Origin of the sequence: Microbacterium sp. Root61 (assembly GCF_001427525.1) — a bacterium.
In the GTDB taxonomy this organism is placed as follows: Bacteria; Actinomycetota; Actinomycetes; order Actinomycetales; family Microbacteriaceae; genus Microbacterium.
Genome location: NZ_LMGU01000001.1, coordinates 3,317,042 through 3,340,664, shown reverse-complemented (window position 1 = coordinate 3,340,664; position 23,623 = coordinate 3,317,042). Strand labels below are relative to the sequence as shown.

The 23,623-nt window shown below is 69.3% G+C and carries 23 protein-coding genes; 7 read left to right on the top strand and 16 right to left on the bottom strand.

All coding sequences use genetic code 11. The features are described from left to right. Positions 1 to 34: 34 nt before the first annotated feature. Positions 35 to 469 (bottom strand): VanZ family protein, encoded by a 435-nt coding sequence (locus tag ASD65_RS15585; protein ID WP_056224040.1) that lies wholly within the window; start codon positions 467 to 469, stop codon positions 35 to 37. 98 nt (positions 470 to 567) lie between these two features. Here ASD65_RS15585 and ASD65_RS15580 point away from each other — a divergent pair, with 98 nt between their 5' ends. Together ASD65_RS15580 and ASD65_RS15575 are read left to right on the top strand one after the other, a co-directional pair. Then, a complete protein-coding gene (locus tag ASD65_RS15580; RefSeq protein ID WP_056224038.1) occupies positions 568 to 2,358 on the top strand; it encodes a DUF4012 domain-containing protein in 1,791 nt (596 codons plus the stop codon). Positions 2,359 to 2,371: 13 nt separating this feature from the next. Further along, complete coding sequence (locus ASD65_RS15575; protein ID WP_056224036.1) at positions 2,372 to 2,920, top strand: hypothetical protein; 549 nt, start codon at positions 2,372 to 2,374, stop codon at positions 2,918 to 2,920. A 3-nt stretch (positions 2,921 to 2,923) separates the two neighbouring features. Here ASD65_RS15575 and ASD65_RS15570 read toward each other — a convergent pair whose 3' ends face one another. Then, complete coding sequence (locus ASD65_RS15570) at positions 2,924 to 3,616, bottom strand: endonuclease/exonuclease/phosphatase family protein (protein ID WP_056224035.1); 693 nt, start codon at positions 3,614 to 3,616, stop codon at positions 2,924 to 2,926. Positions 3,617 to 3,745: 129 nt separating this feature from the next. Between ASD65_RS15570 and ASD65_RS15565 the strand changes: the two genes are divergently transcribed. Continuing rightward, a complete protein-coding gene (locus ASD65_RS15565) occupies positions 3,746 to 4,783 on the top strand; it encodes a glycoside hydrolase family 6 protein (protein ID WP_056224032.1) in 1,038 nt (345 codons plus the stop codon). 117 nt (positions 4,784 to 4,900) lie between these two features. After that, positions 4,901 to 5,815, top strand: a complete 915-nt coding sequence (locus tag ASD65_RS15560; protein ID WP_056224030.1) for a response regulator transcription factor — start codon at positions 4,901 to 4,903, stop codon at positions 5,813 to 5,815. Positions 5,816 to 5,831: 16 nt separating this feature from the next. On the opposite strand, the gene ASD65_RS15555 is transcribed toward ASD65_RS15560, so the two are convergent. Further along, a complete protein-coding gene (locus ASD65_RS15555) occupies positions 5,832 to 7,316 on the bottom strand; it encodes a glycosyltransferase family 2 protein (RefSeq protein WP_056224027.1) in 1,485 nt (494 codons plus the stop codon). Between the two features lie 189 nt (positions 7,317 to 7,505). Here ASD65_RS15555 and ASD65_RS15550 point away from each other — a divergent pair, with 189 nt between their 5' ends. Both ASD65_RS15550 and ASD65_RS15545 read left to right on the top strand, forming a co-directional pair. Continuing rightward, positions 7,506 to 9,161 (top strand): sensor histidine kinase, encoded by a 1,656-nt coding sequence (locus tag ASD65_RS15550; RefSeq protein WP_056224025.1) that lies wholly within the window; start codon positions 7,506 to 7,508, stop codon positions 9,159 to 9,161. Beyond that, positions 9,158 to 10,324, top strand: a complete 1,167-nt coding sequence (locus ASD65_RS15545; protein ID WP_056224023.1) for a GGDEF domain-containing protein — start codon at positions 9,158 to 9,160, stop codon at positions 10,322 to 10,324. The genes ASD65_RS15550 and ASD65_RS15545 overlap by 4 nt, the downstream gene beginning before the upstream one ends. Here ASD65_RS15545 and ASD65_RS15540 read toward each other — a convergent pair. The 4 genes from ASD65_RS15540 to ASD65_RS15525 form a co-directional block, all read right to left on the bottom strand. After that, positions 10,302 to 10,895 carry a hypothetical protein gene (locus tag ASD65_RS15540; RefSeq protein WP_056224022.1) on the bottom strand — a complete coding sequence of 198 codons (594 nt, stop codon included), beginning with the start codon at positions 10,893 to 10,895 and terminating at the stop codon, positions 10,302 to 10,304. The two genes, ASD65_RS15545 and ASD65_RS15540, sit on opposite strands and share 23 nt — an antisense overlap. Before the next feature lie 85 nt (positions 10,896 to 10,980). Next, positions 10,981 to 11,826 carry a tRNA pseudouridine(38-40) synthase TruA gene (gene truA / locus ASD65_RS15535; RefSeq protein ID WP_056224020.1) on the bottom strand — a complete coding sequence of 282 codons (846 nt, stop codon included), beginning with the start codon at positions 11,824 to 11,826 and terminating at the stop codon, positions 10,981 to 10,983. Positions 11,827 to 11,905: 79 nt separating this feature from the next. Further along, on the bottom strand, positions 11,906 to 13,336 hold the full coding sequence (locus ASD65_RS15530; RefSeq protein ID WP_056224017.1) for a mechanosensitive ion channel domain-containing protein: 1,431 nt from the start codon (positions 13,334 to 13,336) through the stop codon (positions 11,906 to 11,908). Between the two features lie 8 nt (positions 13,337 to 13,344). Then, positions 13,345 to 15,522, bottom strand: coding sequence for an adenylate/guanylate cyclase domain-containing protein (locus tag ASD65_RS15525; protein ID WP_082561815.1), 2,178 nt, complete (start codon positions 15,520 to 15,522; stop codon positions 13,345 to 13,347). Positions 15,523 to 15,720: 198 nt separating this feature from the next. On the opposite strand from ASD65_RS15525, the gene ASD65_RS15520 reads away from it, so the two are divergent. Further along, positions 15,721 to 17,646, top strand: coding sequence for an acyltransferase family protein (locus ASD65_RS15520; protein WP_056224014.1), 1,926 nt, complete (start codon positions 15,721 to 15,723; stop codon positions 17,644 to 17,646). A gap of 6 nt (positions 17,647 to 17,652) precedes the next feature. On the opposite strand, the gene ASD65_RS15515 is transcribed toward ASD65_RS15520, so the two are convergent. From ASD65_RS15515 to map, 9 genes are all read right to left on the bottom strand, one after another. Then, complete coding sequence (locus tag ASD65_RS15515; RefSeq protein ID WP_056224012.1) at positions 17,653 to 18,687, bottom strand: GNAT family N-acetyltransferase; 1,035 nt, start codon at positions 18,685 to 18,687, stop codon at positions 17,653 to 17,655. 127 nt (positions 18,688 to 18,814) lie between these two features. Beyond that, complete coding sequence (gene rplQ, locus ASD65_RS15510) at positions 18,815 to 19,354, bottom strand: 50S ribosomal protein L17 (RefSeq protein ID WP_056224011.1); 540 nt, start codon at positions 19,352 to 19,354, stop codon at positions 18,815 to 18,817. Between the two features lie 39 nt (positions 19,355 to 19,393). Further along, a complete protein-coding gene (locus ASD65_RS15505; protein ID WP_056224008.1) occupies positions 19,394 to 20,383 on the bottom strand; it encodes a DNA-directed RNA polymerase subunit alpha in 990 nt (329 codons plus the stop codon). A gap of 168 nt (positions 20,384 to 20,551) precedes the next feature. Next, positions 20,552 to 20,950, bottom strand: a complete 399-nt coding sequence (gene rpsK, locus ASD65_RS15500; RefSeq protein ID WP_056224006.1) for a 30S ribosomal protein S11 — start codon at positions 20,948 to 20,950, stop codon at positions 20,552 to 20,554. 34 nt (positions 20,951 to 20,984) lie between these two features. Next, a complete protein-coding gene (gene rpsM / locus ASD65_RS15495; protein ID WP_056224004.1) occupies positions 20,985 to 21,359 on the bottom strand; it encodes a 30S ribosomal protein S13 in 375 nt (124 codons plus the stop codon). 159 nt (positions 21,360 to 21,518) lie between these two features. Next, positions 21,519 to 21,635, bottom strand: coding sequence for a 50S ribosomal protein L36 (gene rpmJ / locus ASD65_RS15490; RefSeq protein ID WP_056224002.1), 117 nt, complete (start codon positions 21,633 to 21,635; stop codon positions 21,519 to 21,521). Positions 21,636 to 21,703: 68 nt separating this feature from the next. Then, the gene (gene infA, locus ASD65_RS15485) at positions 21,704 to 21,925 is read right to left on the bottom strand and encodes a translation initiation factor IF-1 (RefSeq protein WP_056224000.1); all 222 of its coding nucleotides are present in this window, start codon (positions 21,923 to 21,925) and stop codon (positions 21,704 to 21,706) included. Between the two features lie 158 nt (positions 21,926 to 22,083). Further along, a complete protein-coding gene (locus ASD65_RS15480) occupies positions 22,084 to 22,764 on the bottom strand; it encodes a DsbA family protein (RefSeq protein ID WP_056223998.1) in 681 nt (226 codons plus the stop codon). A gap of 22 nt (positions 22,765 to 22,786) precedes the next feature. Beyond that, the gene (gene map, locus ASD65_RS15475) at positions 22,787 to 23,623 is read right to left on the bottom strand and encodes a type I methionyl aminopeptidase (protein WP_156378894.1); all 837 of its coding nucleotides are present in this window, start codon (positions 23,621 to 23,623) and stop codon (positions 22,787 to 22,789) included.

Sequence of the window (23,623 nt, the reverse complement as noted above, 5' to 3'; positions counted from 1 at the left end):
TGGGATCACCTTGCGGAATGGTCACCCCGCCAGGCTACGAGCGAGGGTTCTGAGGTTCCTGTGAATTGTGCGGGATGCCGCGACGAATCCGTTCGATGACGACCACCGCGAGCAGTCCGATGGCCGCACCCAGCGTGTTGGCGATCACGTCGCGCACGCTCGGCGTGCGCTGGGTCAGCAGCAGGGCTTGGCCGACCTCGATCAGGATCGTCACCGCGAGCGCGATCGGCACGACCCACTGCCGCCGCGAGGGCAGAGCCAGGGCGAGGATCGCCCCGAGTGGGACGAACAGCACGACGTTGGCGCTGAACTCGATCACGCTGTAGGTGAGCCACGGCACTGCCGCGGTGATCGAGTGGAGGATCGGACCCGCACCCTGATCGACCGGCGACGGCCAGAACGCGATGAGCGCAAGGATGAAACCGTAGACGGCAAGCTGCACCCGCAGGTTTCGCGTGACCGTTGCCATCCCGGCCTCCTTCGAACCCGCCCCGACGTACGGTGATGCGAGCGAGCCTACCCGTGCGCGCGAGGCGAGCATTCGGCCGGACCGCATAGGCTGGCCGGATGACCGGTGCCGCGATCTCTCGTCCCGCGCGCGTGGCAGGCCTCGTCTTCGCCGCCGTCCTGGGCGCGATCCTCCTCGTGACCCTCGTCATGGTCGTCTGGGTCGGCGTCCGCGGCTTCCTCGCGTACGGGCACCTGCGCGACGCACAGGCCGCCGCGGAGTCTGCCCGCAGCCAGCTCACCGACCCGGCCGCCGCCTCCGGTGCGATCGACGCGATCGCCGCCGACACCGCCGCCGCCCGGTCCCTCACCAGCGACCCGCTGTGGCGCCTCGCCGAAGGACTGCCCTGGGCCGGACCGCAGCTGTCCGCCGTCTCCACGATCGCGGCGTCCCTCGACGACGTCGCCGGCAGCGCGCTGGCGCCCCTGGTCGAGGTCGCATCGAGCTTCTCGTTCGACGCCCTCCGCCCCCAGGCCGGCCGCATCGATCTGGCCGGCTTCGTGTCGCTGCAGGATGCCGCCACGACCGGCGCCGACGGCATCGCGCAGGCCGCGGCATCCCTCGACGAGATCGACCACCGTCCGCTCGTCGCTCCGCTGCGCAGCGCCGTCGACGAGGTCGACGGTCTGCTGCAGCAGACCCGCGGCGCCACCGACGCCCTGGCCCGCGCCACACTCCTGCTGCCCTCGATGCTCGGTGCCGACGGCCCGCGCAACTACCTCGTGCTCTTCCAGAACAACGCCGAGTGGCGGTCCCTCGGCGGAATCCCCGGCGCGATGGCCGTGATCCACACCGACGGCGGCGCGATGTCGCTGGCCGCGCAGGGCTCCAGCAGCGACTTCACCCAGTACGAGGCATCCGTCCTCCCGCTGTCGGACGAGATCCTCGCGATCTACGGCGACCGGCCGGGCAAGTGGATCCAGAACGTCACCCAGGTGCCCGACTTCGCCGTCTCGGCCGAGCTCGCGAAGGAGATGTGGGCGCGCGAGAACGGCGGCCAACAGGTCGACGGCGTGATCGCGCTCGACCCGGTGGTGCTGTCGTACATGCTCGCCGCGACCGGCCCCGTGCCGCTGCCGACCGGCGACGTGCTGACCACCGAGAACGCCGTGCCGCTGCTGCTGAACGACGTCTACCAGCGGTACCAGCGCCCCGCCGATCAGGACCTCTTCTTCGCCGCGGCCGCCGCCGCCGTCTTCTCCGCCCTGTCGGACGGCACCGCGAACCCGACCGAGCTGGTGACCGCGCTCGCCCGCGCCGGTGACGAGCACCGCCTGCTGATGTGGAGCGCACACCCCGAGGAGCAGGCGATCATCGCCGGCACGACCCTCGCGGGCGGACTGCCGGTGACCGACGATGCGACCTCGACGTTCGGCGTGTACCTCAACGACGGCACCGGCTCGAAGATGGACTTCTACCTCACGGCGGACTCCGCCGCGGAGTGGACGCAGTGCACGGCGGATGCCGCGGGCGCTGCGCACGGTACGGCCGAGCTCACCGTGACCCTCACCAGCAATGCCCCGGCCGACGCGGCCGCGCTGCCGGACTACATCACCGGCGGTGGCGTGTTCGACGTGCCGCCCGGCATCGCGCGCACGGTCGGCTACATCTACCTCCCCGAGGGCTTCGAACTCCTCGATGCCACCCTCACCGGCGACCCCGGTTTCGGCGGCGGCGTGCACGACGGTCGCCGCGTGGTGAGCTTCACGGTCGACCTCGCCCCCGGGGCGAGCGCCACCGCCACCATCATCGCCCGCGCCACGGTGCCGACGGGTCCTGAGCTGCGCATCGAGTCCACGCCACGGATCGGCGGCGACACGGCGTTTGCCGCCCTCTGCAGTGCGCCTTAGACTTCCAGGTGTCATGACACATTCCCTGCGCACCGCGATCGCGGCCGCGACACTCGTCGCCGCCGTTGTCTTCCTGGCACCCGCCGCCGCGCAGGCCTCGAGCATCTACCCGCCGACCGGGTCGTGCACGACCTCGCCGACCACGATGACTCCGGGCGGCACGATCACGTTCTCCTGCGCCGCCGACACGTTCTCGGCCAACGAGACCGTCGCGATCACCGTCACGGGCGAGAACGGCAGCGCCGCCACCATCGGCATGCTGCGCTTCGCCATCAGCACGGCCAGCGGCTCCGCCACCTCGGCCGACGACGGCTCGCTCCCGGGCGTGAAGATCACGCTCCCCTCGAACGCGTCGGGCACCTACAACATCGCGGCCGTCTCGCCGACCTCGGCGGGAGGCACGGCCCCCACCACGATCGCCGGCGCCGACGGCGGGCTGCCCGCCACGGGCATCACCGGCGGATCGACCATGGGCGTATGGATCGGCGGTGGCGCACTCGTGCTCGCCGGTGCTGCGCTCGCTGTCGCCGCCACACTGCGACGCACACGCCGCAGCGACTGAGCCTCAGGCCACCCTGGCCGCGGCCTCCGCGGGATGACGCGCCGTCACGAGAATCGGCAGGTGATCGCTGAGCCCCTGCGGCAGCGTGCGGACGCGATCGATCTCGAACCCGACCGACGTCGCGAAGTCGTAGTGGCCGCGGAAGAACTTGTAGCGCGTGTACGTGCGGGAGTCGCTGAGATTCAGCTCGTACCCCTGCTCGCGCACCTTCTGCCCGAGGTTCTCCTTGAAGACCGGATAGTTGTAGTCGCCGACCATCAGTGTCGGCAACCCCTCGCCCAGTTCCCCGAGCTCGGCGAGCGCAGTGCGGATCTGGTGCCGGCGCAGCGAGTTCAGCGCCGTGAGGGGAGCCGCATGGAACGACGCCACGATGACGTCCCGGCGATCGTCGATGTCATGCAGCCGCACACCGAGCAGGCGCTCTTCCGCGGGTTTGAGTACCCGATCATGCAGCGACTTCTTCAGCGCGAGCGACCGCGCGGCCACGGCACGGTACGTGTTCTCGCGGTAATAGACGGCGAGGCCGAGCCGGTTGCGGTTGGTCGCATCCGCCAGCCGGAGTCCACTCAGGTGCTCGGGCAGGTCGGTGGTGTCCGCCTCCTGCACGCACAGCACGTCCGCGTTGTAGCGCTCCACCAGATCGGTGAGCTCACCGGCGGCGCGGTGCTTGCGGAGGTTGTAGGAGATGACCTTCATGTCGGCCCCAGCCTATGACCACGGCGCCCCGCAGCGGGGACGATGACAAGATCCCCAGAACACTCATAGCGGACGGATGCCGGAGGCACCGCGCGCGGGGCTGCTGCGGTGGACCGGTAGAGTCCCCTCGTGACTTCCGCCGACCCGGCGCGGACCCCCGCTCCGCGCTCCTCCGAGCTCCGCAGCGGCCGGACACGACTCGTCGCGCTCATCGTCGGTGCCGCCGGCGTCGCGGTGATCGCCGTGGTCGTCGCCCTCCTCCTCTGGCCCGCCGGATTCGGTGCGCCGACGCCTCCGGGCGACGGCACACAGGTCGTGGCATCCGCTCTCTCGAAGGCGCACGCGGCGGCCGCGACCGGGACGGCAGGGACACCCGAGCACGACGCGGCCGTCTACCTCAGCGCGCAGCCGACGGCGGTATGGCTGACGCCGGAGGCCGACCCGATCGCGCAGGTGCCGGCGCGCGTCGCGGCGCTGGCCGACGAAGCGCGCACGCAGTCCGCCACCCTGGCGCTGGTGATCTACGGCCTGCCGGGGCGCGACTGCGGCGGCCACTCTGCGGGCGGGTTGGAACCCGCCGCATACGCGGAATGGACGACGGCCATCGGCGACGTGCTGCGCGAGAACGCCGACGTGTCGAGCATCCTGATCCTGGAACCGGACAGCCTCGCTCTGGCCCCGGAATGCGGTAACGCCGACGAGCGCAGCGCGCAGCTGCGCAGCGCGGTGGAGGCGCTCGCTGCCCCGCACACCTGGATCTATCTCGACGGCGGGCACTCGGCCTGGCTCCCCGCCGAGCAGATGGCGCAGCTGATCGAGGACGTCGGCGTGCTCGATCAGGTGCGCGGGTTCGCGACGAATGTGTCCAACTACAACGCCACCGACGCGGAGGTGGCGTACGCGCACGCGCTGGCCGCCCTACTCCCCGGTGCCCGCGCCGTCATCGACACGTCACGCAACGGCGTCGGTTCGAACGGCGAGTGGTGCAATCCGTCCGGACGGCGCGTCGGCTCCCCCGGCGGCGAGGTGCACGATGACGTGGTCGACTCGAACCTCTGGATCAAGCCGCCAGGGGAAAGCGACGGCACCTGCAACGGCGGGCCGACAGCCGGTACCTGGTGGCCGCGAGCTGCAGTCACCCTGACATCCGACGCTCCGGTCGACTGAGGCGGCACGGAGGGCGCGGTGTGTAGTCTCAAAGAGACCCCGCACCCCCAGGGCAGGGCTGATGCTCTCGCGCACGGGCAATGGTCGCCGCCGTTCCGAGAGAGGTTCGCCCCCTTCATGAGCATCCCCGCCGACGTCCTCAAGACCGCCGTCATCATCGAGGACGACCCCGATATCCGGCGTCTGCTGGCCGAGGTCCTCGAGTCTGCGGGCTTCTCCACCGTGTCGGTCGGCAACGGGATCGACGGCGTGAAGGCCGTCCTCACGTACAAGCCGCTCATCACGACGCTCGACGTCAACATGCCCGGGATCGACGGCATCGAAGCGGCACGGCGCATCCGCGCCTCGCATTCCGACACGTACATCATCATGCTCACCGGGATGCAGGAGGAGGCCGACGTCGTGATCGGCCTCGGCTCGGGTGCGGACGACTACCTGGCCAAGCCGTTCCGGCCGCGCGAGCTCCGCGCCCGTATCGACTCGATCCTGCGCCGGGTGCCCGCAGCCGGCGGGCATGCGGCAGTGCCGATGCAGGAGAGCGTCGGCCCCTCGTTCCCCGGCGCGCGCCCGACGACGGTGGCGAACCCCGTCATCCGGCCGGCCGTGATGGACCGCACGTCTGCGCCGGCTTCGGCAGCTCCCCCGGCCGCCCCGCGCGACGAGGCATCCGAAACCCCGGTGCCGGTCCCGGTCGACGGCGCGCACGGCGAATGGCTGCACCACCGCGACCTGCAGCTCCAGCCCGATACCCGCATCGTCCAGCTGCGCGGCGCAGAGCTGGACCTGACGCGCACCGAGTTCGACCTGCTCGCGACCCTCCTCGAATCCAAGCGCCGGGTGCGCAGCAAGGCCGACCTCACCCTGGTGCTGCGCGGCGAGTCGTACGTCACGAGCTATTTCGTCGGCGACGCCGACAAGCGCGCGATCGAGGCGCACATGACGAACCTGCGCCGCAAGCTCGGCGACACCCCGGTCAACGCCCGCTACATCGAGACCGTCCGGGGCGTCGGCTACCGCATGACCGCCGAATAGGCGCGCCCCGAGCACGTCAGACCTTGAAGCCGTGCTGCCGGCGGATCAGCTTGAACAGCATCGACACGGTCTGCAGCACGGTCACGATGCCGACGATGGGCCACCCGATCCACAGGATCGAGGACTGCACGACCGGGCCGAGCATCGACCAGATGATCGCCGCGGCGATGATCACGATGACCACCACGATCAGCGGCGTCCAGTGACCGAGCCCGGAACCCCGCTCGGCCTTGGCCTGCATGGCCCAGTTGTCGACCTTCTTGCGCGACAGGAACCGCGTCCATGAGCGGGCGAAGTGGCTGAGCCGCACCCACATGTACACCTCGGCGGGAAGCAGGGTGACGGCGAAGAGGATGTCGAGGGCAGAGCGGGTGTTCATCGTGAGGGCCATGCGCAGGTTGAGCAGCATCGCGACCACGACCGGCACCAGCCACCACGCCGAGAACACGAACGCCCCGATGGACAACGACCCGGCCAGGAGCGTCAGGAACGCGACGCGCACGAAGAGGTTGGTCAGCATCCCGAAGTTCTCGAACCACCGGATGCGCAGGTTGGGGTGGAACGGCTGGCCCTTGGTGTCGCCGCGCTGTCCGGGCCACATCAGCTCGATCGCACCGTAGGTCCACTTCACCTGCTGCGCGTCCAGCGCGCGCAGCGTGGTCATTCCGCCGACGTCGGCCCGGGCGAACGGGCTGATCTTCGTCAGATAGCCTGCGCTCTTGATCTGCAGCGACAGCAGCGAGTCCTCGACCTCACTGTCCTTCACCCACGGGCTGGACTGGTGGTTCTGCTCCATCGCGTCGCGCAACGCGTGGGTCGAGAAGATCGAGAACTGCCCGCCGAGCACGGCCATGTTGCGGCCGCGCAGCAGGTTCTGCAGGTTGAAGGCCGCGAACTGCGAGCGCTGGCCGGCGATGAGGAACCTGGCGATGCCGCCCTTGATCGGCTTGTCGTCGATCGTGTAGATGGCGGAGATGCCGCCGATACGGGTGTCCGAGACCGCCTCGGACTCGAGGTACTCGACCGCGCGGCTGTCGGCGACCGTGTCCCCGTCGACCCCCAGCAGATAGTCGTAGCCCTCGACGAGGGCGAAGCCGTAGTTGAGCGCACCGACCTTCTTGTCGGGGTTCTTGCCGATGTCGTGCACGAACACCTCGGTGAACTGCTCGCCGAGCTCGGTGACGACCTCGTGCGGACCTGCGTAGCGGGAGGCGATCTTCACCGTCGCATCCGAGGTGTTGTTCACCACGACGTGGATCACGTCGGGCACGCGCGTCTGGCCGAGCAGCGACTCGATCACCTGCGCGATCGACTCCTCCTCGTTGTACGCCGGGATGACGCAGCCGATCGTGGAGCGATGCACCGTGCCGTCATCCAGCACCGCGTCGAAGTCGTCGGGGAACCCGACGACCGGCGGGATGATTTCGAGCTCCGCAGCGACGTCAGGGCGCGCACCCTGACGTCGGGGGTCTGTCGTGGAGAGTGGGACGATGTCGGTCACTGCTGTTCGCCTTCGTTTTCGGTATGCGCACGCCCGGGTTCTCGGTGCCGCAGGACCAGCCTCGCGGATCGAGCGCAACGGGAGATCCGGGGTCGCCGGGTAGACCCGCAGGATTTGCTCAAGATCCCGCAAGGGGTGCTCCCGCACGCGGGGAGACGTCCCATGCGCGGGGCCGCATAGACTCGCCCTATGGCTACCGGGGGGTTAGCGCAGGCGCCATCCGCGGGCGCGAGTGACTCCCGCACGCGTTCAGTCTGGCTGACACAGCTGGTGCTGGCCGCCAGCGTGCTGACGATCAGTGTCCTGGTGCTGTTCCTGCAGCCCGAACTGTTCACCCGTTGGACCTTCGCGGTGGGCGTGCTGGCGATCGTCGTGGTCAGCCTGGCCACGCTCACCGTTCCCTGGATCCGGCTGCCCCAGTCGGCGGTCCTCGCGGTGCCATTCCTCGACGCGCTGGCCATCGGGCTCGTCGCCAGCGACACCGACCTGCGCTTCGGCTACCTGTGGGCGTTCCCGGTGATGTGGGTGGCGATGCACTTCAGCGCCGCAGCGCTGGGCGCCATGCTCGCGGTCATCGCCGCGATCCTGCTGGTGGACGCAATCGGCACGCCGAGTCCGGCGGTGACCCTGCGCCTGTTCATCGTGCTCCTCTCAGTCCTGTTCATCGGCATCACCACCCATCTCGCGATGCGCCAGATGCGCGCCTTCCGCAGGCTCCAGCGGCGACAGGCGCGTCGGCTGAAGGCCACGGCCGAACGACGGGCCGACCAGGAGCGTCGCGCCAACGAGATCCTCAACGGTGTCGATACGGGCGTCGCGCGGCTCTCGGCATCCGGAATCGTCCTCACCGTCAACCACGCCTACTCGCGCCTCTACGGGCTGGATCCGATCGACCCGAATCTGCCGGGCACGTCTGTCGAATACGCCGGCCGACGCGGCATGCCACTGCCACCGCTCGACCGGCCGTTCGCGCGAGCGGTGCGCGGCGAGACGTTCAGCGATGCCCGCGTGTGGCTGTTCACGCCGAAAGGCGAGTGGCGCGCGCTCTCGATCAGCGCCAAGCGGCTCAGCTCGTCGGAGGACGAGGAGCCGAGCACCCTCCTCGTCGTCCAGGACGTCACCGCGATCACCTATGCGCAGCGCGAGCGCGAGCGACTCAATGCGATCGCGTCGCACGAGCTCAAGCATCCGCTCACCGTGATGATCGGCAACGCGGAGCTCGCCCTCGAGGCGGATGACCTCACGCCCCGCATGCGGGAGCGCCTCGAGACGATGCTCGGTGCGAGCGAGCGGATGCTGGAGATGGCGGGCAGCATGCTCCGCACCGGCCGCTCGACCGGGACAGGGAACGAGTCCTTCGAGGAGATCGACCTGCGCCAGATCGTCCGGGACTCGGTCGGATCCTTCCGCCCGACGGCCGCCACGCGTGAGGTCACCCTCGACCTGCACCTGGATGATCCGCTCCCGGTCACCGGGGACGGCTTCCGGATGCGGCAAGTGGTGGACAACCTCGTCAGCAACGCGATCAAGTACACGCCGCGCGACGGCGCGGTGCGCGTCACCTCGGTCCTCACCGACGACACGGTCGCGCTGATCGTGACCGATACCGGCATCGGCATCTCGCCCGCCGACCTGCCGCACGTCCTCACGCCGTACTTCCGCACGGCAGAGGCACAGGAGACCGCGAGCGGCACAGGCCTCGGACTCGGCATCAGCCGGGAGATCGTGGCGGTGCACGGCGGCACGCTCTCGGTCGACAGTGAGCTGGGCGTCGGAACGGTCGTCACAGTGACGATGCCGCGGACACCCCCTCGCGTCGCCTCTGCGGGCGGTGACGACCGATGAACGAGATCCTCCTATCGATCACGCCCTACGCGGGGGTCGCCCTCGCCGCCGTCGCCACCCTGGCGACGATGCTGGCGATCGGTATCGGGTTCCTCTCCCACCCGGGCAGGGCAACGCTGGACTGGTCGTTCGCGTTCGCCCTGGTGATGGTCGCCGCGTACGGCGCGGTCGTGGCCGCCGAGCTCGACTCCGATCTCCTGCGCCACCTCAGCCTGGGCGGCGCGGTGGCGGCTCCGGTGCTCATCTGGTCCGGAGTCCGCGCGCTGCGCGGCGTCCGGGATCTGCCGTGGGTCGGCGGCGCCTTCGCGGTGATCGCCGCGGGGGTCCTGGGACTAGCCGCCGGCACGCCGTGGGACGCCCTGGCCCATCGCGGCACTTCCCTCGTGGGGGCGGTGTTCGCCGCCCTCCTGGTGCTCGAATGGTGGCGACTCCCCCGCCCGCGCTCGGCCTGCCTCATCCCGCTGGTCACGGCATCCGCTCTCCTGGCTCTGACCGCGATCGCGGCCACAATCGTGGACCCCGCGGTCACCTCCGCGGCGATGAGCGAGGACCTGGTCGGCCTCGTCGGCGTCGCAGCCGCCATTCTCTACCTGCTCTGCGCACTCGTCGCCGCGATCGCGCCCCCGGTGCACGCGCTGCTCGCCGCACGCCGCTCGGGCGCATCCGTCGAATGGCAGGCGTTCGAGCGCGCGGCCGCGCACACGTGCCGGCAGGCACAGGCCACCGGCGAGCCGTGCTCCCTCGTCCACATCCAGCTCGACGATGCCAGCGAGATCCATGACACCGCGGGACGCGGCGCGCTGGCCGAGCTCAACCGGCGTGTGGATACCGAGATCCGCGCCGCGCTGCCACCCGGGACCGTGATCGGACAGCCGAGCGTCGGACGGTTCGTCGTGCTGATCCGGCGCCCGGATGCCGACATCCGCGATCTGGTGCGCGACGCGCTGCGCCGCATCTCGCGCATCGAACTCGAAGGAAGCCATCTGCAGCCGTCGGCCAGCGCGGGCTGGGCGCAGACCTCGACCGTCGGCTACGAGCTCGGAGCCCTGGCCTACATGGCACGCGATGCCGCGGCACTCGCGAGCGAGAAGGGCGGCGACCGGTGGGAGCGGGTCGGGTCGACCGTGATCGACCGGCTGCTCAGCGCGCCAGCGCTACGGTGACGGTGTCCGTCGCGGTCTGCTTGGCGTACTCGCTCGAGGTCGGCGTCGTCTGCACCAGGAAGTCGTAGGTGAACTGCAGCGTGACGTAGGTCGCCTCCGCCGGCACCGGCCCGACGGTGAAGGTCTGCGAGTAACTGTACGGCGAGAGCACGAGATAGCCCGGGCTCACCGTCGCGGCGTCGACCTGCGGCTCCAGCGCTGCGAGCGTCTCCGTCGGCGAGGAGGGGATCACCGTCATGGTGGCGCGCTGCAGGTAGACCTTCTGGCCGTCGCTGGGTTCGATCGTCGTGAGCATCGACAGACTGACGGGCTTGAGTGCCTCCGCCGTCCACTTGTCCATGCTGAGCGTCGACCAGTAGTCGACGGTCGCGGTGACGGCACCCGCCACGAGCGTGCGCTGCGTCGCCCCGGAGGACATGTCGTTCGGGACGGGAGTCGGGATGACGCTGGCCGAGCCGGTCGGCGCGGGCGTGGAGCCGTCTTCCCAGGGCGCGGGACCGCAGCCGAGCAGCGCCACGGCGAGGAGCGGGCCGAGGGCACCGATCACGGCGATGCGGTGGGCGGCCTTCATGCGTCTCCCGAGTCGGTAAAAGCGGCCCTGCAATGGCCGGCGTGCGGTCAGTCTAGCCGCGGATCCGGAACGACCCGCGGCCGGGTCACTCCCGGTCGCGGCGGGCGCGGGTCTGCTCGGCGCGCATCGAGAGGAGGTCGTCGGTCGGATAGCCCACCTCGGCAAGCGTGAGCCCGCGGGCCGCGAGCACCTTGACCTCGGGGGTGCGCTCCCCCGCGTCGCGGATCTCGGCGATGTCTTCGATGTCGAGGCGCCCCTCACCCACGGCGACGCAGGCCCCGACCAGGGCCCGTACCATGCTGTGGCAGAACGCGTCGGCGCGCACCCCGGCCACAAGGACGCCCTCGGCGTCGCGTTGCCAGCCGAAGTTCAGCAGCGTGCGGATCGTCGTGGCCTCTGCGCGCGGCTTGCAGTACGCCGCGAAGTCGTGGAGTCCGATCAGGGACCGGGCCGCGGCATCCATCGCCGACTCGTCCAGCACCGCGCGGACGTACGTGGTGCGATGCCGCTCCATCGGGTCGTAGCCGGAGGACGCATCGGCCAGCCGGTACTCGTACCGGCGCCACACGGCGGAGAAGCGGGCATCGAAGCCCTCGGGCGCGAGGCTGCTGGCGGACACCGTGACGTCGGCGTACGCTCCGAGCACTCCGCGCAGGCGGGCGGCGAGGGTCGTGACGGGATCGGATGCCGTGTCCCGCGTGTGCCGTTGCAGCAGTCGCTGCACCTGACCCTCGTCGAGGTCGACATGGGCCACCTGCCCCGAGGCGTGCACGCCGGCGTCGGTGCGCCCCGCCACGACAAGTCGTGGGTCACCCGCCAGGATGCGGGCGAGTGCTTCTTCGAGCGAGCCCTGGACCGTGCGCAGCCCGGGCTGGCGGGCCCAGCCGCGGAAGTTCGTGCCGTCGTAGGCGATGTCGAGCCGGATGCGCACCCGCCCAGCTTAGGCCCCGCCCGTTGAGCGAGCGAAGGCGCCGGTCGGCGAGCGAGCGGAGCGAGACGAAACGTCCTCGTCAGCCCAGCACGGCCCGCCCGGGGTCGAGCGACTCCCCGATCTCGGCGAGCGCGCTGCGGGCGAGCCGGACGCGGTTCTCGTTCTCGCGGACGATCTCGCGGGCGAGCACCGGGTGGGCCCGCACGATGTCGTCCAGCACCGTGACAGGGATGGCCACCACCTCGACCTCGGTCAGCGCGATCGCGCGGGAGATGGTGCCGGTGCGGGTCAGTGCGGTCAGGCCGATGGCGTCGTCCCGCCCCAGCTCGGTGATCTTCACGAACCCGGAGTCGGTCGGCACACCGAGCATGACCCGGCCCGCCAGGACGAATCGCGTGGACGAGGGCACAATGCCGGGCCGGAGGATCACTTCGCCCTGGCAGTACCGCTCGAGCCGCGCCGACGCGGCGAGGGCCTCGGCATCCGCCGGCGACACGCTCAGCATGGGCGCGATCTGGTGCAGCGCGTCCTGCAGGCGGCTCGCCGAGTTCCAGTCGTCGGTCAGGTCTCCGTCCAGGTGCAGGTCGGCGCGACGCGCGGCGTACCACACGCGGGTCGAGAAGGCGTCGAGAGCGTCGCTCGCGTCGGCCGGGCTCCGTAGCGGGAGCGTGACCCGGTAGCGCGATCCGTCCAGGGTCGTGGCGGTCGGCTCGCGGGTCTCGCTGAGCAGCGGGATGTCGCGCGCGACGTCGACGAGCAGCTGGCGCACGCGCACGGGCGGGTCGTCGGTCGCGAATGACAGCTCCCGCTCCGCCGCGAACGGCTCCGGGCCGCGCGAGAGGTTGGTGAACGACGCCCCGGCCAGCTTCGCCGTCGGCGTCACGACGATGCCGTTGCCGGTGTCGATGTGCACGGCCCGCCAGTTGACCTCCACGACCTGCCCGCGCACCCCATCGGCCACGATCCAGTCGCCGAGCTCGAACGGCGACTCGAAGATGAGGAAGAGGCCCGACACGATCGAACCGACCGCATTCTGCAACGCCAGGCCGACGATGATCGAAGTCACCCCGAGCGCAGCGAAGATGCCCGCGACATCCGCATCCCACACCCACCAGAACAGCAACGCGATCCCGACGACGATGAAGACGAACCGGATCAGGTCGCTGAAGATCGTCGGGAAGCGGTCGCGCCACGAGCCCTTCTCGGCGCGGTGGAAGATCAGGTGGTTGATCGCGTTGATCACCACGAGGATGACCAGCAGCCCGAAGACCGTCGCGATCGCCTTGGGCCACGTGCCCTGGTCCCTCCACGCGCCGGGCTGGGAGATCAGGATGAGCACGGCCGCGACCGGCACGAGGTAGTTGCGGACCATCACGACGATCGGCGCCGCCCGACTGCCGCGGCGCGCGAGCGCGTTGTGCATCTCGGTCAATCCGATCAGCACGAGCGGGAGGCCGATCGAGACGATCAGAGCGGGCCAGAACCACGGCTGGGAGACGATGTCGGCCATCGGATGCCTCAGCCTTCGACGACGGTCACGGCCGTCTCGATCCGCCACACGCGCTGCGTGCCGCTCTGCGTCTCGACCTCGCCGGCTGGGCGGATCGGGATGGTGTCGGGGATGCGGTCGGCCACCCGCTGCGTGACGTAGATGCCCGGTTCGTCGGAGTCGCCCTGCACGCGGAAGGCGAGGTTCACGGCATCCCCCCACATGTCGTAGACGACGCGGGCACGGCCGATGAGGCCGCTGGTCACCTTGCCCGAGTCCAGGCCCGCGCGCAGCCCGAGCTCGACACCCTGCTGTGCGGAGTACCGCTCCAGGATGGTCGACAGCTCCATCGCGAACTCGACCGCGCGGCGGGCGTTGTCCACACGCGGCGTGCCGAGCCCACAGCTGGCGAGGTAGCTCTGGCGCGTCGTGCGCACGCGCTCGACGCCGTACTTCTCCGCCGCCTCGTCGAAGGTGCGGATCAGGTCGTTCAGCCGTGTCACCGCTTCTTCGGAGCTCAGCGACATCGCGAGCGCCTCGAACCCCACGATGTCGGCGAAGATGACCGTGACATCGTCGTTGTCCTGCGTGATGGCGTCGTCGCCGTGCTTGTACCGGCTGGCCATGCCCTCGGGCATGAAGGAGAGGATGAGGCGCTCGTTGGCCTTCTCGTGCTCCTCGATGAGGCCGGACTTCACCTGCAGGCTACGGCTCATGTCGTTGAACGCCGTGGCGACGTCGGCGAGCTCGTCGCTGGAACCCGCGTCCACCTGCACGCCCTCTTCGCCGGCCGCGATCCGCTGCGCGGCGCTCTTCAGACGCCGCAGCGGACGCACGAAGACCTGGGCCAGCACGAGCGAAAGGAGGCAGACGAAGATGATCATGCCGGCCGTGGAAAGGATCAGGTTGCGGGTGAAGTCGTCGACCGGGACGAGCGCCTCGGTCGAGGTCTCCTGGGCGATGATGATCCAGGGCAGGCTGTCGACCGCGAGGGGCGCGTACGCGGTGAGGCTCTCCCTCCCCAGATAGTCCGTGTCCAGCATCGTGCCGCTCTCACCGGCGAGCGCGCGGGTGACCGCCACACTGGTGACGTCCTGCTGCATCAGCGTGTCGCCGTTGCGCAGGCCGAGTGCGGCGGCGGCCGGCGAGAGCCCGGCACCCACGGCATCCTTCACGTACGTGTCCGGTGATTCGATGAGCGCGCGCGAGACCGATCGCATCAGCTGGTCGCGCCCGACCAGATAGGTCTCCCCCGTCTGGCCGAGACCGTTCTGCTCCCACGCGCGGCCGACGGTCATGACCTCGTTGATGCGGTCGATGGGCAGTTCGATCGCGAGGGCGCCGATGACCTCGCCGTCCGCCGCGATCGGCGTGACGGCCCATCCCGCCGGGTTGCCGAGACTCGGGCTGTACGGTGCGAAGTCCGCCAGCACGACGTCTCCGACGATGTTGCGGCTCATCGACTCGCGGTAGGCGTCGGCCAGGTTCGAGAGGCGGTAGGGACCGTCCAGCAGGTTGGTGCCGAGGTCGACCCCCTTGTACGCCGTGTAGACGACATTGCCCGAGGCGTCGATCATGAGCACGTCTTCGAAACCCTGCAGCTCGGTCATGGCCCGGAAGTAGGGGTGGTACTTCGCGTGCGCGGCCGACCATGCGCTGCCGTCACCGGCATCCTCGCTGAGGATCGCTTCCTCCCACGAGGCGTACGGGATCACGTAGTGGTACTGCAGATAGCGCTCCGCCGCATCCTTCGGCGTGAACGTCGCCCCGTCCACGACGGTGCCGGTCGCGTCCGACAGCTGTGCGGCGAACGTGCCGTCGTAGTAGTCCCTCAGCTGCGCGGACTGATCCTTGTCGAGCGGCTGCTGATCGAGCTGTGCGAAGCCGTCGGCGAACGCTCGGGCCGCTTGCGTGCTGGTCTCGTTCATCGCACCGAGTCGCACCGCGTTCTCGATGGTCGTGAACAGCTCGGTGACCTCGCGAGCACGGTTCTCCCGGATCTCGACGAGCTTCTCGTAGGCGATCGTGCGCAGCGCCTGGGTGCCGTTCGCGTAGCCGATGATGCCGACGACGATGCTCGAGAGCACGCTGACCGACAGCAGCATGATGAGCAGGATCGAGTAGATCGACAGACCGGCGCGACGACGCGCGCGCGGACGACCCACCCACATGGTGGGACCCGCGTCAGGCGCGTTCCCCTCGGACATCGTCCGACTCCCGACTGTGCTGCTTCCCCAGTACCCCGGCGTGCCGAGGGTGCGCTCAGGATAGCGCCGCTGGTGCTCCTGGGGATAGAGCGGGAGACGTGACGTTCTGATACCGGTTCCGCGGCGAATCGGCGGGGAGTGGGGGCGGATGGCACGAGTGCGGGCCGACGTAGACTGGAGGTCGTTCTTCCCCTTGCCATGACATACTCCACTCCCTCGCCCGCGCCTCGTCTGGCCGGGCTCGACGGACTCCGGGCGATCGCGGTGGGCCTCGTGGTGATCTACCACCTGTTCCCGGGCTGGGTGCTGCAGGGCGGCTTCGTCGGCGTCGACGTGTTCTTCGTCATCAGCGGCTTCCTCATCACCACCTTGCTGCTGCGGGAGCACGCGGCGGAGGGGCGGATCCGGCTGGGGCGCTTCTGGCAGCGCCGCGCCCGCCGTCTGCTGCCGGCCCTCGCACTGCTGGTCACCGTCTGCGCCACCGCGGCCTGGGTGATCGGCGGCGATGTCCTCGTTCGCCTCGGCGAGCAGGTGCTGGGAGCGGTGACGTTCTCGTACAACTGGGTGTCGATCGCGGGCGGAACGGGCTACTTCACCGGCGCGACGCCCGAGCTGTTCCGCAACCTCTGGTCGCTCGCCGTCGAGGAGCAGTTCTACGTGCTGTGGCCGTTGATCCTGCCCCTGTTCCTGCTCCTGCCGCGCGGGACCGCACGAGCGGTGGTCGCCCTCGCTCTCGCCGTGGCTTCGGCCGTCTGGATGGGGATGCTGGTGACCTCGGGCGCCGACCTCACGCGCGTCTACTTCGGCACCGACACCCATGCGTTCGGCATCCTGCTCGGGGTCGCCCTCGCCTTCGCGCTGCAGCGCACGCTCTCGACCCCGCCGGGCTGGACCGCACGCCGCTCCTGGCGCGTGGCCGGACTGGTGCTCGGCGCGGGCGCGGTCGCCGGGCTCGTCGCCGTGAGCACCCTTCCGGCGCAGCCCGACGCCTTCACCTTCCCCGGCGCGACCGCCGCAGCCAGCGTCCTGACCGCCGTCGCGATCATCGCCGGCGTGCTGCCCGGCTCCTGGTTCGGCCGGGCGATCGATGCACAGCCGCTGCGCTGGATCGGCGACCGCTCGTACGGCATCTACCTGTGGCACTGGCCGCTGCTCGTGCTGCTGGTGGCCGCACTCCAGGGTTCATCGTCCGTCGCCGGAGCTCCCGTGTGGATCGGGCTCCTCGCCCTGGTGCTCACGATCGCCATCGCCGAACTCTCGTATCGGTTCCTCGAGATGCCCGTGCGCCGCTATGGATTCCGCGGCTCGCTCGCGCGGCTCGGGCAGCGCGTCAGCGGTCCGCCGCTGACCAGGCTCAGGGCTCTGTCCGCGATCACGGCGACCGTCATCGTGCTCGGCGGCACCTCCGCCGCGATCGCCGCCGCACCCGACGTCGCGTCCGGCCAGGCGGTCGTCGAGGCGGGCGCCGCGGCGCTGGCCGAGGCATCCGATACCGCCGCACCGGCCCCCTCGACACCGGCGCCGGTGCCGTCGGGCTTCCCTTCGCCGGCGCCCTCCCCGACGGACGTCCCCGGGACCGACATCACGGCGATCGGCGATTCTGTGATGCTGGCGTCGGCCCCCGCGCTGCTGGACCGCTTCCCCGGCATCCAGGTCGACGCGGCGGTGTCGCGCTCCATGTGGGCGGGCCCCGGGATCGCGCAGACGCTGGCCGACGGAGGACAGCTGCGCCCGTTCGTGGTGGTCGCCCTCGGCACGAACGGCGCGGTCGACCCCGAGTCGCTCGACAAACTGTTGGCCGTCGTCGGTCGGGATCGCGGCTTGATCCTGGTCAATGCCTTCGCGCCGCGCTCCTGGGTGCCAGAGGTCAACGCGGATCTCGCGGCATTCGCGGCATCGCATTCGGGAGTCGTCCTGGCCGACTGGGCCGGCGCGATCGGCGGCCGCACCGACCTCCTCGCGGGCGACCAGATCCACCCGGGCGATGCCGGTGGGCGGGTATTCGCAGACGCCGTGGCCGACGCCGTCGACACGGCCGAGGCCGAGCGCGCCGAGCGTCAATACCGCGCCGATCTGCGTGCCTACCGCCTCACCAACGGCATGGTCGCCCCGGTGCCGCAGTAGGGGCGGTCAGAACCTGCGCACGAGCACCTGCTGGCGCTGCGTCGCGGTGAAGCCGAGACGTTCGTACAGCGTGTGTGCGCCTGTCGGACTTGCCGTGTCGACATCCAGCACGGCCTGCTCCAGCCCGGCGGCCTTCGCCGCAACCAGCGTGCGGGCGATGACGGCGGGAGCGAGGCCGCGGCCGCGCTGGTCGCGGACGACACCGATCAGGTCGATGTAGGTGTGCGAGGCGCCGAGCGCCGCCCAGTCCTCCTCGTTCACCGAGGCCAGGCAGAACGCCACGATCCGCCCGTCCACGAGTGCCAGCGTCGACAGGTCCGGACGCAGGAACGGTCCGCCCACGAACTGCTCCCACCGCTCGGGTGCGCTCTCCAGGCTGCCCCAGTGATCGCGGAACGAATCGTTGCGGGCGATGCGCGCATCCTCGGCGCGCTCCGACGTGTACGCGACGAGCTCCACGCCCTCAGCGGCCGCGGGGACCACAATGGGCTCCGACAGATCCCGGTGCATCGCGGTGAACCAGCGTTCGGTCCTCAGCCCGAGGCGCTCTCCCAGCACCACGGCACCGTCGTTGCCCTCTTCGACGTAGAGGAAGACCGCCGCGGGGACGGTCGCCTCGGTCTCGACGAACATCTCACACACGCGCGCATACAGCCATGCCATGAGCTGAGCGCCCAGACCCCGCCGACGCCAGTCCGGGCGCACGGTCCCCTGCAGGTAGCCGTGCAGCTCGACGTCCTGGACCGGATGCACCATCGCCCATCCCCACGCGACCAGCTCGTCGTCGACGACCGCGACGAGCGTGTCGCGCGCAACCTCGACGTGCGACAGCTCGAACACGTCGGCGATGTCTTCCCGGGGCGTGATCCACGTGGGGTGATCGACACGATCGGATGCCGCGGCCAGCGCTTGGATCGCGTCGATGTCGGCCTCGACCGCGGGCCTCCACTGCACCCGCGGATCGCTGGGCGTGGTGAGCGGCGGGGCATCGACCCGCTCGCTGATGGGGCGGGCGTCCGGCGGTGTGGCGTTCTCGTTCACCCGAACCAGGGTACGCGAGCAGCCGAGCCGCCGTGCGGATGGGACGCCGCTCGGAACGACGAAACCCGCAAGCCCCTGAGGGCTTGCGGGTTTCGTACGCAAAGATCCGGGCGAGCCCGGAGGCGGACTACTCCGCCTTCTCCTCCGCGGCGTCGGTGGCCGGCGTCTCGTCGGCGGCGGCGGTCTCCTCGACCACGACCTCCTCGGCGACGGCTTCTTCGACGGGGGCTTCCTCGACCGGAGCCTCGGCGACCGGCGCGGCAGCAGCAGCAGCCGCGGTCTTCTTCGCCGACTTCGGCTTCGGGTTCACCGGCTCGAGAACGAGCTCGATGACAGCCATGGGAGCGTTGTCGCCCTTGCGGTTGCCGATCTTGGTGATGCGCGTGTAGCCACCCTCGCGGTCCGCGACGAGCGGTGCGATCTCGGTGAACAGCGTGTGCACGACGGACTTGTCGCCGATGACGCTCAGCACGCGACGACGCGCGTGCAGGTCGCCGCGCTTGCCGAACGTGATCAGACGCTCAGCGAGCGGACGCAGGCGCTTGGCCTTGGTCTCGGTCGTGGTGATGCTCTTGTGCGTGAACAGCGCGGCAGCGAGGTTCGCGAGCAGGAGACGCTCGTGTGCGGGTCCGCCTCCGAGGCGGGGTCCCTTCGTGGGCTTGGGCATTCTCAGTTACTCCAGGATGATTCGTAGCTCGGAAGCGGGTCAGACGGTTTCTTCGTCGTATCCGCCGTAGAAGTGCGCGCCGTCGAACCCGGGGACCGAGTCCTTCAACGACAGGCCCAGCGAGATGAGCTTGTCGCGCACCTCGTCGACCGACTTCTGACCGAAGTTGCGGATGTTCATGAGCTGCGTCTCGGACAGAGCAACGAGCTCGCTGACCGTGTTGATGCCCTCACGCTTGAGGCAGTTGTACGAGCGGACGGACAGATCGAGGTCCTCGATCGGCATCGACAGTTCGTTGGAGAGGACGGTCTCGACCGGCGCGGGGCCGATCTCGATGCCCTCGGCCTCGACGTTCAGCTCGCGCGCCAGACCGAACAGCTCGGTCAGGGTGCGACCGGCCGATGCGACGGCGTCGCGCGGCGCGATGGACGACTTGGACTCGACGTCCAGGACGAGCTTGTCGAAGTCGGTGCGCTCACCGGCACGGGTCGCGTCGACGCGGTAGCTGACCTTGAGGACGGGCGAGTAGATCGAGTCGATCGGAATCTGACCGGCCTCGGCGTACTCGTTGCGGTTCTGGGTCGCCGAGACGTAGCCACGGCCACGCTCGATCGTGAGCTCGAGCTCGAACTTCGCGGTGTCGTTCAGGGTCGCGATGACCAGCTCGGGGTTGTGGACCTCGACACCGGCCGGAGCCGAGATGTCAGCGGCCGTGACCTCGCCGGCACCCGTCTTGCGCAGGTACGCCGTGATGGGCTCGTCGCGCTCGCTCGAGACGACGAGCTGCTTGATGTTGAGGATGATCTCGGTGACGTCTTCCTTGACACCGGGAATCGTGCTGAACTCGTGGAGGACGCCATCGATGCGGATGCTCGTGACGGCCGCGCCGGGGATCGAGGACAGAAGGCTGCGACGCAGTGCGTTGCCGATCGTGTAGCCGAAGCCAGGCTCCAGCGGCTCGATGATGAAACGGCTGCGGAACTCCCCGATCTTCTCCTCGGTCAGGGTGGGACGCTGTGCAATAAGCACTATGTGTTCCTTTCGGCTAAGTGCCCGCTATATGACACTTGCAGTGGGTGGAGGTATTGAGTTTCATGGATGGCGCGGGCCGCGGCATCCGATATCTGTGGGTGCGCTCGCGTATCGGCGAGACAGCCGGAGATGCCGGGGCACCATGGGTGCCCCGGCTCCGGGATGTCAGACGCGGCGACGCTTCGGGGGACGGCAGCCGTTGTGCGCCTGAGGCGTCACATCGTTGATCGAACCCACCTCGAGGCCAGCAGCCTGAAGCGAACGGATCGCGGTCTCGCGGCCCGAACCCGGGCCCTTCACGAAGACGTCGACCTTCTTGACGCCGTGCTCCTGCGCCTGGCGGGCAGCGGACTCCGCTGCCATGCCTGCGGCGTAGGGCGTCGACTTGCGCGAGCCCTTGAAGCCCACGCCACCGGACGAGGCCCAGCTGATGACAGCGCCGGTCGGGTCGGTGATCGAGACGATCGTGTTGTTGAACGTCGACTTGATGTGGGCCTGGCCCAGCGCGATGTTCTTCTTTTCCTTGCGGCGCGGCTTGCGCGCGGCAGTCTTGGGTGCAGCCATGTGCTGTTCTCCTGAATCCTGCGCAGGCGGAGGCCTAGCGCGCCTTCTTCTTGCCGGCGACGGTGCGCTTGGGGCCCTTGCGCGTGCGGGCGTTCGTCTTGGTGCGCTGTCCGCGGACGGGCAGGCCACGACGGTGGCGGATGCCCTCGTAGGAGCCGATCTCGACCTTGCGGCGGATGTCGGCGGCAACCTCGCGGCGGAGGTCACCCTCAACCTTGTAGTTGCCCTCGATGTTGTCGCGGAGCGCGATCAGCTGGTCGTCGCTGAGGTCCTTGACGCGGATGTCGGGGCTGATCTCCGTCGCGGCGAGAATCGCCTTCGAACGGGTGGGGCCTACGCCGTAGATGTAGGTAAGGGCGATCACCACGCGCTTATCGCGCGGGATGTCAACGCCGGCAAGACGTGCCATGCGGTTCTCTCCTGTGGAGTGAGTGGAGGTATGGAGCAGAATCGGTGCCCGGGCCTCCGCCCGGGGTGTCCCCCCTCGCGGGGTTCTGAAACTGCCTGTGATGTGTTGAGTTGTGCTGATCCGGATGCCGGTTACGCGGCATCCGGAGCAAATCTGTGACTAGCCCTGGCGCTGCTTGTGGCGCGGGTTCGACTTGCAGATGACCATGACGACGCCGTGACGACGAATCACCTTGCAGTGATCGCAGATGGGCTTGACGCTGGGGTTGACCTTCATGATGTTTCCTGTTCGCTGTCTTCGTACCGAGTCGGCAGGGCCGACACGGTCGTTACTTCTCGACCGGTCTAGCGGTAGCGATAGACGATACGACCGCGCGTGAGGTCGTAGGGACTGAGTTCCACGACGACGCGGTCCTCAGGAATGATGCGGATGTAGTTCTGCCGCATCTTGCCGGAGATCGTGGCGAGCACTTTGTGGCCGTTGCTCAGCTCGACGCGGAACATCGCGTTGGGCAGGGCCTCGGTGATCGTGCCCTCGATCTCGATGACACCGTCTTTCTTCGCCATACACTCACTGTCGCTAGGTTCACAGACCGGTCGGTCTGCGGTGGGTGGGATGTTGGTGCTGGGGCCTTCGGGATTCCTCCGTCAGACACGCCGAAACAGGCGCAAAGCACCAAAGATCAAGTGTACGTGATAGTGGATGCCTCGGCAACTCCGCCGCGCTACTGGAAGAGCGTGGCCAGATCTGCCGGCTCGGGCAGCGACGAGTTCGCGATGACCTCGCCGTTGACCGCGATGGTCGGCGTGCCGATTCCCGTGGAGCCCGGAGCAACCGGCGTCTTCGGGGTGATCGACGTGACGAACTTCATGTAGCGACCCGAGGTGATGCAGTCCGCGGCATCCGTCACGCCCACGCCTTCGGCGATGGCGACCATCTGGTCGTCCGTGAGTCCCGACGAATTCTCGTCGGGCTGGTTCGCGAACATCGCCTGCAGGAACGGCAGGGCGGCGTCGGGGTTCGCGTCGGCGACGCAGTACATCGCACTGGCCGAGCGCGTGGAGAACTTCGTGCCCTGCGAGGCGCGGTCGAGGATGGAGATCGGGTGGATGTTCAACGTGATGGTGCCGTCGTCCACGAGTCCCTCGATCGACGGGCCGTAGGCCTCTTCGAACTGGCCGCAGATGGGGCACATGAAGTCGACGTAGGTGTCGAGCGTGCCTTCACCCTCGCCCACGGCGATCGCTCCGGTCTCGGTGTTGATCGAGGAGCTCTCCGGGGTGGAACCCGGTCCGCTCGCGGTCGCGTTCATCCACACCACGAGGCCGGCGACAGCGACGAGCGCGACGACGACTCCGATGCTGATCCAGATCGCGAACCAGTTCTTGCGTGCAGCCGCAGCCATGTCCCTACCGACCTCTCGAGTCCTACTTGATGGCAACGGGGACCACGCCGAACGGCGCCAGTCCCGCTGCCCCACCATCGGGCGCCGTCAGCACCCAGATACCACCATCATGCACGGCGACGCTATGTTCCCAGTGTGAACCGGCTGAGCCGTCCCGGGTGGAAACCGTCCAGTCATCGTCTTCGATGAAGGTGACTTCGCTGCCGGCGGTGACCATCGGCTCGATCGCGACGGCCAGCCCGGGGCGCACCTCGGGGCCCGGATCCTCGACGCGGTAGTTGAAGATCGACGGCGCCTCGTGCATGCGCCGGCCGATGCCGTGCCCCACGTAGTCGCGCAGGATGCCGTAGTCGTGCCCGGATGCTTCGATGTAGTCCTGGATCGCTGCCCCGACTTCGCCGAGATGCGTGGCGGAGGCGAGCGCGGCAATGCCGGCCCACAGCGAGCCCTCGGTCACCCGGGACAGCTCTTCGCGCTCGGCGACCAGCTCCGGACGGGACGGGTCGGGCACGACGACGGTGAACGCCGAATCGCCGTTCCAGCCCTTGTACTCGGCGCCGGCGTCGATCGACAGGATGTCACCGGGCTCGAGCGGGCGATTGCCCGGGATGCCGTGGACGACCTGCTCGTTGACCGACGCGCACACGGTGTGGCGGTAGCCACGGACCATCTGGAAGTTCGACTTCGCGCCGCGAGCCGTGATGACGGCGGATGCCGCCGCATCCAGTTCGAGCGTCGTGACACCCGGAGCGATCAGCGCACGAACCGCATCCAACGCGGCGGCGGTGATCAGACCGGGCTCCACCATCGCCCGCAGCTGAGCGGGCGACTTGTAGATGGATCGGCGCAGACCGACCAC